The organism is Streptomyces yongxingensis (genome assembly GCF_055597465.1).
The window spans coordinates 7850678-7865726 of sequence record NZ_CM145717.1; the positions used below are offsets into that span (position 1 = coordinate 7850678).

Below are 15049 nucleotides of genomic sequence, written 5' to 3' on the forward strand. Positions count from 1 at the left end.
GTGAAATCCCCGAGAGTCCCCCTGTTCCGTACGGCCGCCGCGCTCGCCACCCTGGCGCTGGGCGCGGCGGCCGTGCCCGCCGTTTCGCAGACCGCGCGGGCCACGGCGGCGACCGCCGCCACCGCCGAGGCGCAGTGGATCGACCGTGCCACCGTCGTCTGGAAGGTCGGGCACACCGCCGCGACCGCGGAGGAGTTGCGCTCCGCGGACGGCGGCACGCTACGGCTGGCCCCGGCCTCCCTGACCGACGCCCAGAAGGCCGCCTACCCCCATCTGGCCGACCGGCCCGCCTATCGGCTCGACCCGCGCGACCGGGACAAGGCCGCCACGGCGCTGCGCGGCCCGCTCACCGCCGTCCAGCGCGCGGCCGACGACCGCGACCACGTGCTGCACCGCACCGGGGTGCAGATCCCCGGCGTCCTGGACGACCTCTACGCGGACCGGGCGCGCCGGGCCCGCCTCGGCCCGGTCTTCCACGGCGGCCGCCCCACCCTCTCCGTCTGGGCGCCGACCGCCCAAAACGTGTCGCTCGACCTCGACGGGCGCACCGTCGCCATGCGGCGGGACCCCGGCAGCGGGGTGTGGAGCGTGACCGGGAGCCCCGACTGGCGGGACAAGCCCTACCGCTACCGGGTCCGGGTCTGGGCGCCGAGCGTCGGGAAGACCGTCACCAACGAGGTCACCGACCCCTACTCCACCGCCCTGACCGCCGACTCCGCCCGCAGTCTGGTCACCGATCTGGCCGATCCCCGGCTCGCCCCCGCCGGCTGGGCGTCGCTGAAGAAGCCCAAGGCCGTTCCGCTGCGCGACGCCCGCATCCAGGAGCTGCAGATCCGCGACTTCTCCATCGCGGACCGCACCAGCGCCCACCCCGGCCAGTACCTCGCCTTCACCGACCGCGGCTCGGACGGGATGCGGCACCTCACGCGGCTGGCCCGGTCCGGCACCTCGTACGTCCACCTCCTGCCCGCGTTCGACTTCGGCACCGTCCCGGAGCGGCGGTCCGACCAGGCCCGGCCCGGCTGTGACCTGGCCGCCCTGCCCGCCGACTCCGACCAGCAGCAGAAGTGCGTGGCCGGGACGGCGGACAGGGACGGCTACAACTGGGGCTACGACCCGCTGCACTACACCGTGCCGGAGGGGTCTTACGCGAGCGACCCGGACGGCCCGGCCCGCACCCGCGAGTTCCGGCGGATGGTGCAGGGCCTGGCCCACGCCGGGCTGCGCACCGTCATGGACGTGGTCTACAACCACACCGTGGCCGCCGGGCAGGACGACAAGTCGGTGCTCGACCGCATCGTGCCCGGCTACTACCAGCGGCTGCTGGACGACGGCAGCGTGGCGACCTCCACCTGCTGCCCCGGCACCGCGCCCGAGCACGCGATGATGGGCAAGCTGGTGGTGGACTCGATCGTCACCTGGGCCCGTGAGTACAAGGTCGACGGCTTCCGCTTCGACCTCATGGGCCACCACCCCAAGGCCAACATCCTGGCCGTGCGCAAGGCGCTCGACGCCCTGACGCCCGCCAAGGACGGGGTGGACGGCAAGTCGATCATCCTCTACGGCGAGGGCTGGAACTTCGGCGAGGCGGCCGACGACGCCCGCTTCGTCCAGGCCACCCAGCGCAACATGGCCGGCACCGGCATCGCCACCTTCAGCGACCGGGCGCGGGACGCGGTGCGCGGCGGCGGGCCGTTCGACGAGGACCCCCGCGTCCAGGGCTTCGCCTCCGGGCTCTTCACCGACCCCAACGGCTCACCGGCCAACGGCGGCCGGGACGAGCAGCGGGCCCGGCTGCTGCACGCCCAGGACCTGATCAAGGTCGGACTCTCCGGCAACCTGGCCGACTACACCTTCACCGACACCGGCGGACGCCGGGTCAAGGGCTCCGAGGTCGACTACAACGGCTCCCCGGCCGGTTACGCCGCCGCCCCCGGCGACGCGCTCGCCTACGCCGACGCCCATGACAACGAGACCCTCTACGACGCGCTCGCCTACAAGCTCCCCGCCACCACCTCGGCGGCCGACCGGGCCAGGGCGCAGGTGGTGGCCCTGGCCACCGCCACCCTCTCCCAGGGTCCGGCGCTCAGCCAGGCGGGCACCGATCTGCTGCGCTCGAAGTCGCTGGACCGCAACTCCTTCGACAGCGGGGACTGGTTCAACGCCGCCCACTGGGACTGCGCGTCCGGCAACGGCTTCGGCCGGGGGCTGCCCCCGGCGGCGGACAACGAGTCCAAGTGGCCGTACGCCAAGCCCCTGTTGACCAACCCGGCGGTACGCCCCGGCTGCTCCGAGATCACGGGTGCCTCGGCGGCCTACCGGGATCTGCTGCGGATCCGCACCACCGAGAAGGCGTTCAGCCAGACCACGGCGGACGGGGTGCGGCAGGCGCTGTCCTTCCCGCTGTCCGGGACCGGGGAGACGCCGGGTGTCATCACCATGCGGCTCGGCCGGCTCGTCGTGGTCTTCAACGCGACCCCGTCCCGGCAGTCGCAGACCGTCCCCGCCCTGGCCGGGACGCCGTACGCCCTCCACCCGGTCCAGGCGCACGGCGCCGACGCCGCGGTGCGGACGTCCGGCTACGAGCGCGCGACCGGCACCTTCACGGTGCCCGGCCGCACGGTCGCCGTGTTCAGGGCGGGGGCCGCGGGGCGCTGAGGGGGTGTCCGGCGGAGCGTGCCGCCTGCGGCGGGCCACGCGGCGGAGCCGCATATCGATGCTGCCCCCTCCCCGCCCCTTCCCGAAACTGGGGCTCCGCCCCAGGCCCCTGGTGACGGGAGTCCGCGGCCCCGCCGCCCCAGCGCCCGTCAGCCGCCGACTCCAGTCGCCAGGTCTCGCCGTTCTGGTGTGCCTGCGTGTCGGGGGGTGTCCGGGGCTCCGCCGCGGAGCTGGGGGCCAGGGGCGGAGCCCCTGCCACGCGGCGGAGCCGCGCATCGATACCGCGGGGAGGGGGAAGATCCACCGGCCCCGGGCCCGGCGTGCGTCAGCCGCTGGCCCCAACCGCCAGGCCCCGCCGTCCTGGCGTGCCAGCGCGCCAGGGGGTATCCGGGGCTCTGCCCCAGACCCTGGGTCCAGGGGCGGAGCCCTTGGTATCGGGAAGGGGCGGGGAGGGGAAAAGCCACCGGACGCCCCCCTACCGCAGGGGGCCCAGCCGGTCGCCGTTCGCCAGGCGGGCCTTGAGGTCGGCGCGGGCGCCCGCCTTGGCGGGCAGCGTCAGCCCGCGGCCGGAGGAGCGGCCCCGGACGCCGCCGGTGGCGACGATCCCGGTCACCTGGCGGCTTCCGGCGGCCAGCAGATACCAGTGGCCGGACCGCGCCTTCCACAGCACCCCCGCCAGCACCCGCGGCTCGCGCGGGCCGCAGGCGGGGGAGTTGTCGGCGCCGGCCGCGACCGCCCCCGTCTTGCCCCGGCGGGTGTCCCACGGCTGGAACTGGGCCAGGACCTTGCTGCCCGTGCCCCGCCAGGTGTCGGCGCGGGTGCACAGCCAGACCGCGTGGCCGCCCGCCTCCGGCAGGGCCTGGGCGGCGAACCGCCAGGCGTTGACCGAGCGCACCCCGCGCGCCCGCATCATCGCCAGCCGGCACCCGGTCCTGGCCCAGCTCGCCCGGGCCGCCCGCCCCGCCACATCGCGCACCCCGGCGCCCGGGGTGCCGTAGGTGAGCCGGGCCGGGGCCAGTTCGCCGAGGTCCGCCACCAGCCGCGAGCCGAACTGGAGCGCGGGCCAGCCGCGGCAGGGGCGCAGCCGCGGAACGGTGCGCACCGGGTCGGTCACCCCGTCCCCGGTGCGGCGCAGCGGGCGCGGCGCCCCGGCCGGGTGCAGCAGGTCCCGCACCCAGGCGTGGCGCACCCAAGGGGCGGTCAGATAGCGGACGTTGCCGTCCGTGCGGCTGAGGACCAGCGCGGTCGAGGTGCCCGCGTCGGCGGCGTCCAGCCGGGCGAAGTCCAGCGCGACCGCGCCGCCCTCGCCCGCCTCCGCGTACCGCGCCACCCGCAGCCCGTCGTACAGCAGCACCACCGTGGCCTGGTCCACCTCGCCCGCGAACAGCAGCTGCGGCGGCCCCGACGGCGGCCCGGACTGCGTGCCCATGGTGGCCGACACCCGCACCGAACCACCCGGCCGCGCCCAGACGGCCAGCGCGCGGCGCAGCAGCGCGGTGTCCCGGACCCGGTCGCCGCGCGCGGGCCAGGAGGAGAAGTCGGCGCGGGAGGCGGTGCGCCAGGCGTCGGGCGCGGCGCGGGTCAACCTGTCCGGGTCCAGGGCCCGTTCGGAGGCCGGATTGCGGGCGTACGAGGGCGCGGCGGCACCGCTCGGCCCCCAGCCCCGCCCCGGCATCCCCAGCAGCGTCCCGCACACCACCAGCGCCACCACCGCCACCAGCACCGCCCGCAGATGCTGGCGGCGGCGCATCAGATCGGTGGGCCGTGCCTGGAGCGAACACGGGTCGAACTCGGCGGACTCCAGCAGCGATTCGTCCCGGCTGCCCGCCGGCTCCGGCACCGACTCCGCCTCGTCCACCGCGTCCCGCGCGTCGGCGACCCCGGCGGCGCGCAGCAGGCCGCGCGTCTCGTGCTCGTCGAGCTGCTCCAGCTCCAGCAGGACGTAGGCGGCGCGGCCGGGGGCGGACAGCTCCGACAGCGCCTTCTCCAGGGCGAGTTCATCGGCCCCGCCGGAGCGCGGGAACAGCCGCAGCCCGAACACCTGCGGCAGCGCCGGGGGCCGCTGCCACCAGGGCCGCTGCCGGGCGGCGCGCAGCGCCAGGCGCAGCACCCGCAGCCGCACATAGGCGTAGCCCGTGTCGGTCCCCGGGCCCTTCGTCCCGCGCTGCCAGGGCAGTTCGACAGCGGGGTGCGGATCCGGATCCGTGCCGTAGCCCCGGTTGCGGGGCAGCGCGCGCTGGGCGAGGGCGTGTGCCGCGAGCACCCGGCGGGTGCGCCCGATGCCCGGCGGCAGGATGAGATACGCGAGCCGCACCAGCCGCGGGTAGTGCTCGACGATGGCGGCCTCGGCCTGCTCGACGTCGATCAGGCCGGTGGTTTCGTCGTCGGTGGCGACTGTCGCCTGGTGCTGGTCCACGTGTCGTGAACGAGTGGCGGGCCGGGTTGGTCACCTACGGGGCGTCCGGCGGGCCTTGACGCCTGCGGCGGGCTGCTATCCCCTCCCCGCCCCTTCCCGCAGCACCGATATGCGGCTCCGCCGCGTGGTGGGGCTCCGCCCCAGACCCCGCTCCTCAATCGCCGGAGGGGCTGGATGGTGGGGCTCCGTCCCAGACCCCGGGGGGTCAGGGGCGGTGCCCCTTGCCGGGCGGCTCTTCGCCCCTGGACCCGGGCGTCGACGAGCCACACCCGCGTCGGCGGGCTGATCGCGGTCGGCGCGCCGGCGTGTCAGCAGACCGGCCGGGTGCCCGCGCACCTCCGGGCCGTCCGGCCGGGGTCTGGGGCGGAGCCCCAGTTGAGGGAAGGGGCGGGGAGGGGAGCAGCCCGCCGCAGGCGGCACGACCGCCAGCCCCTAAGCCCCGCCCCCGACGCCGACCCGCTACGGCGTACTCGTCCTCCAGCCGCTGAACTCGACCGTCCCCCGGGCCCCCGTCCCACCGTTCGCCGCGCTCATGAAGATCCCGGCGTCCTGCGCGGCCGCCCCGCCCGGGGCCGTCACCGTGGCCACCTTCCGCCAGCTCGCGCCGTCGTCGGTGGACAGCTCGCCGGTGTAGGAGGTGGCGGCGGTGCGGGTCAGTCGCAGTAGTACGGGCGCCTTGACGCCGGTGATCCGCTGGTAGGTGTCCAGCGTGCCGTCGCCGCCCGAGTCGTACGACAGGACGACCCCGTTGGCCGGGGTGACGGACAGGTTCACAAAGCCGGGGGAGCCCGCCGTGGCGAGGTCGTCGCGGACGATGATCCCGGCCCGCGCCCAGGGCCCGGTGGCCGCCTGGGCGTCGACCTTCACGGTCATGGCCGTGCCCACCGTAAGGACGCCATCGCGGTAGACGGAGCCGAATTCGGCGGTGCCCTTCCACAGGTCCTGGCCCGCGCCGTCGATCGCGAACCGCTCGTCCAACTGGCCGAACGCCGCACCGCTGTTGGTGACCGTCTTCAACCCCTCCGCCAGCGGTCCGGCGATCCACAGCGTCCCGGTGCGCACGGCCCGCACCCGCTCCTCGCCGCGCGGCCCGTACGTGACGCCCAGCTCGTACGGCAGCGGCTTGAGCGGGTGCTCCAGCGGCTCGTCGGGCGCGGTGGCCCGCCAGTGGACCTCGCCCGTGCCGCCCGCCGGGACGCTCGGCAGCCGGGTCGGCCCGTCCGGGGACGGGTCAAGACCGGTCACGGTGAGGTCGAAGTCGACGCGGCCGGTGGGGCGCAGCCCGCTCACGTTGCGCAGGGCGGCGGTGAGGGACGCGGTGCCGCCGGGCGGCAGGGTGGCGGGCTCGGCGGTGACGGTCAGCGTGCCCTGGTACGGGGCCTTGGCCAGCGCCTCGTACACCCGCTGGGCGGTGCGGTGGGCGTCCGCCGTCGGCCGCACCGGGTAGCTCTTGCGCTCGCGCGTCCACGGCTCCTCGACGGCGAACCAGTCGAAGGAGCGCGGCGCCCGGTTCTCCGCCAGCGCGTCCTCCAGCTCGTCCAGATAGGACTGCCACTGGGGGAGGTGGAAGTCGGCGATGAGGCCGCTCCAGTCGCGGTTGGCGTAGTTGGCCAGCTTGCCGCCGTCGGCCGTGGGGCGGTCCGCCCAGGTGGTGATGAGGGTGCGCGCGGCCCGCTCGAGCTGGGCCGACTCCTCCTCGTCCGACGCCATCCGCTTGGCGTCCTCGAGCCACGGGCCCAGCAGGAACCGCCGGTGGGCGCCGGTCATGTCGTCGCTGAGCCGCATCAGCTTGAGCCATAGCCGGGCCAGCGTCGTGAAGGCCGTGCGGTCCTTACGGTCGTAGGCGTCCCTCAGCTGCGGGATCAGTTGCCAGGAGCGGTTGGCGAGCGCCTGCCGGGCGATGTCGGTGAGGTCGTGGCGGTAGGCGTCGCTGTCGCGCAGCCCGGCGCGCACGCCCAGCAGCGCCGCGAAGGCCACGTCGAACCCGGCCGGGTCGAAGGCGGGGGTGTGGGTGGCGTAGTTGGTGCCCGAACGCGCGGTCAGGGCGGGCCGGGCGGCGAAGACCGAGTCGTGCGGGCGGCCGTCCTTGCTGCTGATCTCGTACGCGGTGTCGCGCAGCGCGGCGAACGCCTCCCGGGCCTTGGTGTCCCGCCCGCCGTAGCGCACATCGGCGTAGGAGCGGAACCACTCGGTCCGGTCCACTGCCTCATCCCGCCACGCCAACTCGCTGAACAGCTCGAACGCGGCCGGGTCCCGCTCTGCCGCCTCCGCCATATAGGCCGTGCCGACCAGCTTGCTGCCCGGTTTGTCGCGCCATACGGTGAACCGTTTGGTCCACATATGGGTCTTGGCGCCGATCGTGGTGCGGCCGCCGAAGTTGGGGATGGTGCCGAACGCGTACGGCACCGCACCCCAGTCCTTCTCCCGGTCGGTGACCGTGTCCAGGTCCGAAAGACCGTCCACGATGAGCATCCGGTCGTGGTCGACGGCGTCCAGCAGATCGCGGCGGGGGTTCTCCTGCCAGCCGAGGATCACCCAGGTGGCACCGGGGCGGGCGGTCTGGAGCGACGTCTCCACGGCGCGGGCGGCCTCCGGCACGGGGACGTCACCGGGGTCGCCGCCCTCGTGCAGCAGATCCATCTTGAACAGCTCGGCCTCGCCGAACAGTTCGTCCTGATGGCGGTAGAAGGCGGCGGCCACCTTCCGGAACACCTCGGTGCGCGGATCGAGCCAGTCGGGCCGCCTGAGCCCGTTCCAGTCGCCCTGCGGGACCGTACGGCCCCCCGGGTTGCGGTCCGCGAAGCCGTCCGGGACGGTGCCGAAGTAGCCGGGGAACACCGGCCGCATGCCCAGCTCCCGCAGCCGGTCGGCGATCCGCCGCCCCAGCTCGGTGCGCTTGGCCAGGAGCGCGGGGGACACCGGGCCGCCGTAACCGCTCATGTTCTGCAGCAGCCACCACGGCTGGTGGGAGGGGGCGGGGAGCCAGGCGCGCGCCTCGTCGTCCGTATAGCCGAAGTCCTGGAGCAGCCGGTGGTAGACGGCCTCCTGGCCGGCGGTGACCAGCAGTTCGTTGCAGCCGTGCAGGGCCGCGATGTCGATCAGGTGCTCCCATTGGTCCCACCCGGCGAACGGCGCGGTGTAGCCGTCATGGGTGTCGTTGAACGCGAAGCGGTGCGGGAGCGCGGTCGAGCGGGTGACGCGCTGAGAGGGCGCGGGCAGCTTCTTCGGCAGGTTCAGCTGATCGCCGGACCAGGTGATCTGGGCGTGGCAGGTGTACTTGAGGTACCAGTGCACCCCGGTGAGCAGCACCGCCGGGCTGGTCCCGGAGACCGTCGGCCGCCCCGCGGACCCGCCGACCTCGAACCGCTCCTCGTCCCCCCGCTTCTCCAGCGCCACCAGCCGGAACTGATCGGCGTGGTCCGGTAGCAGCCGCCGCAGCGCGGCGTGTGCGGGAGCGGTGTCGAATGCGGTCACGGCGGTGTCCTGTGCGTCGTGCGGCTCGTCGGCCATCGCCGGTAACCGGCTCCCCAGCGTGGCCCCGGCCCCCAGTGCTCCGGCGGTTCCGATCAGCGTGCGTCTGCTCAGGTCGCTCATGCGCCCCCCAACGGACAACGGCCAATGGGTCATATGGACAAGGCACTTAACCAGCGTTGTGGGGTGGGAGCAATGGGGCGCACGGGAGCCCCTGGCCCCGGACCGAGCCGACCTCATCGCCGATCGGCTCCGGCGGCTCAGCCCCGGTCGAGGTAGGCCAGCACCGCCAGCACCCGCCGGTTGTTGTCGTCCGACGGCGGCAGGCCGAGCTTGCCGAAGATGTTGGAGGTGTGCTTGGCGACGGCCCGCTCGGTGACGAACAGCTGTGCCGCGATCGCCGTGTTGGACCGCCCCTCCGCCATCAGCTCCATCACCTCCAGCTCCCGTGGTGTCAGTCGCCCCAGTGGTCGGTCCTGGGCGCGCCGGTCCAGCAGCTGCGAGATCACCTGCGGATCCATCGCGGTGCCCCCGGCGGCGACCCGCCGCACCGCGTCGATGAACTGGTCGGCGTCGAAGACCCGGTCCTTGAGCAGATAGCCGATGCCGCCGCTGCCGTCCGCGAGCAGCTCCCGGGCGTACAACTGCTCCACGTGCTGCGACAGCACCAGCACCGGCAGCCCCGGCCGCGCCCGCCGCGCCGCCAGCGCGCACTGCAGCCCCTCGTCGCTGAACGACGGCGGCAGCCGTACGTCCACCACCGCCACATCCGGCTCCAGCTCGGCCAGCGCCTTGCTCAGCTCGGGCCCGCTCTCCACGGCGGCCACGACCTCGAAGTCGTACGCCTCCAGCATCCGGACCAGACCGTCCCGAAGGAGGAAGAGGTCTTCGGCGAGGACAACGCGCACGGCGGCTCCAGGACTTCGTCGGGCCCCTGGGGTGGGGGACGTGACCGAATCCGACGAATGTACCGCTGTGCGGTGAGCGGGGGGTTATCAGCGGGCCGGGCGGTCGAGGGCGGCCGAGGACTGGCGCTGGTCGAGACGTGCTCGGACGACTGGGGGGCGTCGACTACACCGACAAGGACGCGGGCGTCACCGGCAAGGCGGTGTGGTTCGCCCTCGCACCGCCGAAGCCCGAGGAGCGGCACGGCTGAGCGTAAGGGGAAGGCTTCCGCGCGGGGCGGCCCCGTGGGTTGGGCGCCCCGCGCGGGGAACCGTTCTGCCGGATTCCGCGTAATGTCCTCTTGACCTGCTGCTGGCTGGTGGCGGGCGAACGAAGGGGGAGCCGGTGCTGGGTCGGGTGCGGGTGATGGTGGGCGTGGCGGTGTCGCTTTCGGTGGCGCTGGTGGCGTGCGGGCCGGAGAAGGAGAAGGAGTGGACGGGGGCGGAGCCTTCGAAGGGGTCCGCGACCGAGGCCGCGCGGTTCGCGCCGTTGGTGCGGCTGGCCAAGGGGGAGTCGCTGTTGCCGATGGACGCGACGCGGTTCATCGGGCGGTCCGCGCTGCGCTTCGACCACGAGGGCTTCTGCCGTGACGAGGGGCCGGTGGCCGATCCGATCGACCCGCGGCGGTTGGGGAATGAGGACAATTCCTACAAGCACGCGGAGGTGCAGCCGGGGAAGTCGTCGTCCAAGCCGGTGTCCTGCCCGGGACACGGGGACAAGTGGCACACCTCGACCGAGGCCGACGGCGGTTTCTATCTCGACCCGCCGAAGGAGGTGCGGAAGGGTGAGGGCACTGACGCGCCGGTCTACTGGGAGTACCACAACCACAAGACCGACCCGAAGCGCGCGGCGTACGTCTACTGGTTCTTCTATGCCTACAACAACCTGACCCCGGGCAACCGGCACGAGGGCGACTGGGAGCGCGTCGCGGTCCAATTGCGCGACGGCGAGCCGGAGGCGGTGACGTTCGCGAAGCACGGCAAGGACACGTGCAGCGTGAAGTGGTCGGAACTGGACCCGCAGGACGGGCATCCGACGGTGTACTCGGCGCGTGGTTCACACGGCTCCTATCCGACCGATAAGAACCAGTGGGTGAACGGCACGCTCGATCGGCCCTCGAAGGGCGGCGCCGAGTGGCGCACTTGGGAGCACGCCCGCCCTGTCAACCGCGAGCCCTGGTGGGGGTATGCCGGGTGGTGGGGGTCGCAGCAGCATGTGAGCGGATTCAACGGGCCGATGGGCCCGCGCCCGGGGCGTCTGCTGTCGGGCATCTTCACCGACGACAGTTGCGGGCCCGCCGACAAGCCGCGGACGGATCCGCCCAAGGACCAGCCCACGGACCAGCCCACGGACCAGCCCACAGAACAGCCCGCGGACCAGGCCGCGCCCAGGACGAAGGAAGGGGCGATCCGGCGGTACGAGGAGTACCTGCACGCCGTGGGCCGGGAGGACATCAAGACGGTCTGCGAGGTGGCCGGGCCCGCGGCGAAGCAGGCGGAGGACCAGGGGTTCGGTCCGTGCACGTCCACGTTCCTCGTCACGTTCCAGATGATCTCGCCTACGCAGAAGAAGGCTCTGCAGACCGCGACGGTCGATCCGCGGAAGGTCGTCGTACGAAGCCCCGCCAAGATCGACATTCCGGCCGATGCGGTCAAGGCCCCCGTCACCTTCTCCGAAAACGAGATCGGGACCAGCACCCTGGAGTACATGAAGGACGACTGGTACATCACTGACTGAGCGCGTTGCGTGGCGCCGCGCGCACTACGAGCAGCCCGCTGGGGAGCGGAACCCCTGGGTCATCCGGTGGCGTTGGCCGCCGAGAGGGCGCAGGGGATCTCCATCGTCACCATGGTGGGCCCGCCGGTCGGGCTGCTGACCGCGAGGACCCCGTCGAAGGTGCCCAGCCGCCGCTCGACGCCGCTCAGCCCGCCGTCCGGAGTGATCGACGCGCCGCCGCGGCCGTCGTCGGTCACGGTGACGCGCAGCATGCCGTCCTGGTGGTGGATGTCCAGCCACATCCGCGAGGCGCCCGCGTGCTTGGCCGCGTTGGTCAGCACCTCGCTGACCGCGAAGTACGCCGCCGACTCGACCGGTTCGCCGGGGCGGCCGGTAAGGTCCACGTCCACCTCCACCGGCACCGCCATCCGCAGCGCCAGCGCGCGCACCGCGTCCCCGAGGCCCCGCTCGGCCAGGACCGGCGGATGGATGCCGCGGACCAGGTCGCGCAGCTCGGCCAGGGCCTCGGCGGAGTTGGTACGGGCCGCGGCGAGCAGCTCCTTTGCCTTGGCCGGGTCCTTCTCGATCAGGGCCTCCACGGTGCCCAGGCTCATGCCCATCGCCACGAGCCGGGCCTGGGCGCCGTCGTGCAGATCGCGCTCGATGCGGCGCAGTTCGGCGGCGGAGGTGTCCACGGCGTCGTGCCGGGTCTCGGTGAGCCGCCGCACCCGCTGCTCGAGCGCCATGTGCGGGGTCGGGTCCAGGAAGGCGCGCGCCAGCAGGAAGTGGCCGCGCAGCAGGACGGGGGAGAGGACCGAGCCGAGGGCGATGAAGCCGACGCCGACCGGGACGGCCAGCAGGGCGGTGCCCAGCGAGTCGATGGGCAGGAACGCGTACCAGTAGGTGCCGCCCGCGTCCACGATCGGCTGCCACACCCCGGCGGCCAGTACGAACCCCTCGAGCCCGTACGGCATGAAGGCGAAGGCCAGCAGCGCGATGGCGTACCCGGCCGTCATGTCGACCTGGAGCCACAGCAGATCGCGCCAGGTGGCCGGGTCCTTCAGCAGGAAGGTGCACAGCTCCACCTGGCCGGTGACCCCGGGGCGCCGATCGGCCGGCAGTGGGCGGTACGGCGGCTGGATCCGCACATCGGCCCAGGTGGCGGCCAGCAGCCGGCGCCGATTGGCGTGCGCCCGCACCGCGCGGATCAGGGGAGGGGTGGTGAACACCCCGATGCCCAGGAGGATGAAGCTGATCGACACGATCGTCAGCACGGACAGGGTGATCGACACCAGCGCGAGCCAGGAGACGGCGAACCCCCGTGCGCAGGCCGTCAGCGCTCTACGTGCCTTCATCCGGCTTCCCCCTCGCTGGTCGGAACGTCGTGCCCGCACCGGCGGGCCTCCTCAGTCTGGCAGCGGGCTGCCGCCCGGACACGGGGGCCGGACACCGTCCCGGGGTGTACCTGGCACCACCTCCCCGCCTCGCCCTATGGCTCGGCAACAGGGTGGCTGCCCGGCTGGGGCGTGGACCTGCGGATTTCTAGCGTCGTGGCATGACCTGTTCCGTCCGTACCTCACGGGGAGAGACGCCATGAGCGCAACGAGGAAGGGCCTGGCCGTGCGGCTGGGCGGGTGGTCCACCCGCCACCGCAAGACCGCGATCATCGGATGGCTGCTGTTCGTCGTGGTCGTCGCCATGGTCGGCGGGATGTCGGGATCCCGGCAGATGACCAACTCCGAGAACGGTACGGGGGACTCCGCGCGCGCCGAGAAGATCCTGGAGGACGCGGGCCTCCAGACCCCGGCCGGAGAGATGGTGATGCTGCGCAGCGACCGCCCGGACGGCTGGCGGGAGGCGGCCCGCGACCTCTCGGCGCGGCTGGAGCGGACGGGCGAGACGGTGCGCGTCCAGCCCCCGGTGCGCTCGGAGAACGGCCGGGAGGCGCTGATCAGCTTTGAGATGAAGGGCGATCCGGACACGGCCGGGAAGCGGGTCGGGCCGGTCGTCGAGGCGGTGGAGAAGACCGAATCGGCCCATCGGGGCGTCGTGGCCTACGAGTTCGGCGACGCCACCGCCCAGCATCGGCTCGACGACATGCTGACCGACGACTTCAAGAAGGCCGAACTGACCGCCGTACCGCTGGCGCTGGGCATTCTGCTGGTGGTCTTCGGGGCGCTGGTGGCCGCGCTGCTGCCGGTGCTGCTCGCGGTAACGGCCTGCGTCGGCACCTTCGGACTGCTCGCCCTCGTCAGCCACCGGCTGCCCCTGTTCGACTCCACCAACTCGGTGATGTTCCTGGTGGGGCTGGCCGTCGGCGTCGACTACTCGCTGTTCTACCTGCGGCGGGAGCGCGATGAGCGGGCCGCGGGCCGGGATGCCGGGACCGCGCTGCGGATCGCGGCCGCCACCAGCGGCCGGGCGGTGCTGATCTCCGGGGTCACGGTCATGCTGGCGATGGCCGGGATGTTCCTGTCCGGGCTGCTGCTGTTCCACGGCTTCGCGGTCGCCACCATCCTGGTCGTGCTGATGGCGATGCTCGGCTCGGTGACCGTGCTGCCCGCGATGCTGTCCTGGCTGGGCGACCGGGTCGACGCCGGGCGGGTGCCGCTGCTGAACCGCCGCCGGAAGAAGGGCGGGCACGCCAGTGGCGGCGTCTCCGGCAGGCTGATGCGGCCGGTCCTGGCCAAGCCGAAGCTGTTCGCCGCCGTATCGGGCGCGCTGCTGCTGGTGCTGTGCGCCCCCGCCCTCGGGATGAAGACCGAACAGCTCGGCCTGGAGAAGCAGTTCGGCTCCGACGCCCCCATCACCGTGGCGTACCAGGAGATCACCGGCTCCTTCCCCGGCGGCCCCGCACCGGCCGAGGTGGTGCTCCGCTCCGACGAGGTCGACTCCGCCCGCTTCGACGCGGCCGTGGCGGACTTCAAGAAGGAGCTCGCCGCGTCCGGGCGGTTCGGGAAGACGGTGGACGTCGAGGCGCACCGTACGAAGGGGGTGGCCCGGATCGAGGTGCCGCTGGCCGGGGACGGGCAGGACGCCACCTCCCGGCGCGCCCTGGACACGCTCGAGGAGGATCTGGTGCCGAGGATCCTCGGGCCGGTCTCCGACCAGGTGTACGTGACCGGTGAGCTCGCCTCCAGCCGCGACTTCACCGACCAGTTGAAGACGGACATCGCACCGGTCTTCCTCTTCATCGCCGCCGTGACCTTCGTGCTGATGCTGCTCTGCTTCCGGTCGCTGCCGATCGCGATCGTCTCGATCCTGCTCAACCTGCTGTCGGTGGGCGCCGCGTACGGCACCATGACCGCCGTGTTCCAGCACGGCTGGGGCGCGGAGTGGCTGGGGATGGAGCCGGCCGGGGCGATCGAGGGGTGGATGCCGCTGTTCGTCCTCGTGATCCTCTTCGGTCTTTCGATGGACTACCACGTGTTCGTGGTCTCGCGGATCCGGGAGGCCCATGAGCGGGGGCTCGCCACCCGGGACGCGATCCGTGAGGGCATCCGCACGACGGCGGGCTCGGTCACCGGGGCGGCCGCCATCATGGTCGCCGTGTTCGCGGTCTTCGCCCTGCTGCGGATGCAGGACATGCAGCAGATGGGCGTCGGGCTCGCGGTCGCGGTGCTGGTGGACGCCACGCTGGTGCGGATGGTGCTGCTGCCCTCGGTGATGGCGCTGCTCGGGGAGCGCAACTGGTATCTGCCGCGCGCCCTGCGGTGGCTGCCGAGCCTCGGCCACGGCGAGGAGCCGGTGGAGCGGCCGCGGCCGCCGCTGGTCGGGGCGGGCCGCTGAGGTCCCGGGCCCGCACCGCACGCGCCCGCCGTGGCGGACAGGCTCCTGGCCTGC

7 protein-coding genes are annotated in these 15049 nt (G+C 73.4%); 3 read left to right on the top strand and 4 right to left on the bottom strand.

Annotation, left to right across the window (positions count from 1 at the left end; all coding sequences use genetic code 11):
* Nucleotides 1-2658 (top strand): pullulanase-type alpha-1,6-glucosidase, encoded by a 2658-nt coding sequence (gene pulA / locus ACZ6TD_RS33640; protein WP_471344251.1) that lies wholly within the window; start codon nt 1-3, stop codon nt 2656-2658.
* A 475-nt stretch (nt 2659-3133) separates the two neighbouring features.
* Here pulA and ACZ6TD_RS33645 read toward each other — a convergent pair whose 3' ends face one another.
* From ACZ6TD_RS33645 to ACZ6TD_RS33655, 3 genes are all read right to left on the bottom strand, one after another.
* On the bottom strand, nt 3134-5074 hold the full coding sequence (locus ACZ6TD_RS33645) for a hypothetical protein (protein WP_471344253.1): 1941 nt from the start codon (nt 5072-5074) through the stop codon (nt 3134-3136).
* A 459-nt stretch (nt 5075-5533) separates the two neighbouring features.
* Nucleotides 5534-8668 (bottom strand): alpha-N-acetylglucosaminidase, encoded by a 3135-nt coding sequence (locus ACZ6TD_RS33650; protein WP_471344255.1) that lies wholly within the window; start codon nt 8666-8668, stop codon nt 5534-5536.
* A gap of 137 nt (nt 8669-8805) precedes the next feature.
* Nucleotides 8806-9453, bottom strand: coding sequence for a LuxR C-terminal-related transcriptional regulator (locus ACZ6TD_RS33655; protein WP_210948053.1), 648 nt, complete (start codon nt 9451-9453; stop codon nt 8806-8808).
* A gap of 382 nt (nt 9454-9835) precedes the next feature.
* On the opposite strand from ACZ6TD_RS33655, the gene ACZ6TD_RS33660 reads away from it, so the two are divergent.
* Entirely contained in the window at nt 9836-11227 is a 1392-nt protein-coding gene (locus ACZ6TD_RS33660) for a PT domain-containing protein (protein ID WP_471344257.1), read from the top strand.
* Between the two features lie 59 nt (nt 11228-11286).
* Here the strand turns inward: ACZ6TD_RS33660 and ACZ6TD_RS33665 are convergent, their stop codons facing one another.
* Nucleotides 11287-12561 carry a sensor histidine kinase gene (locus ACZ6TD_RS33665; protein WP_471344259.1) on the bottom strand — a complete coding sequence of 425 codons (1275 nt, stop codon included), beginning with the start codon at nt 12559-12561 and terminating at the stop codon, nt 11287-11289.
* Nucleotides 12562-12799: 238 nt separating this feature from the next.
* Here ACZ6TD_RS33665 and ACZ6TD_RS33670 point away from each other — a divergent pair, with 238 nt between their 5' ends.
* Nucleotides 12800-14995: an MMPL family transporter gene (locus ACZ6TD_RS33670; RefSeq protein ID WP_471344260.1), complete on the top strand. Its 2196-nt coding sequence runs from the start codon at nt 12800-12802 to the stop codon at nt 14993-14995.
* The last annotated feature ends 54 nt before the right edge of the window (nt 14996-15049 follow it).

Coding starts and splice junctions, on each gene's coding strand:
- ACZ6TD_RS33650 (WP_471344255.1), bottom strand. CDS start 8,668: ATGAGCGACCTGAGCAGACGCACGCTGATCGGAACCGCCGGAGCACTG.
- ACZ6TD_RS33665 (WP_471344259.1), bottom strand. CDS start 12,561: ATGAAGGCACGTAGAGCGCTGACGGCCTGCGCACGGGGGTTCGCCGTC.
- ACZ6TD_RS33670 (WP_471344260.1), top strand. CDS start 12,800: ATGAGCGCAACGAGGAAGGGCCTGGCCGTGCGGCTGGGCGGGTGGTCC.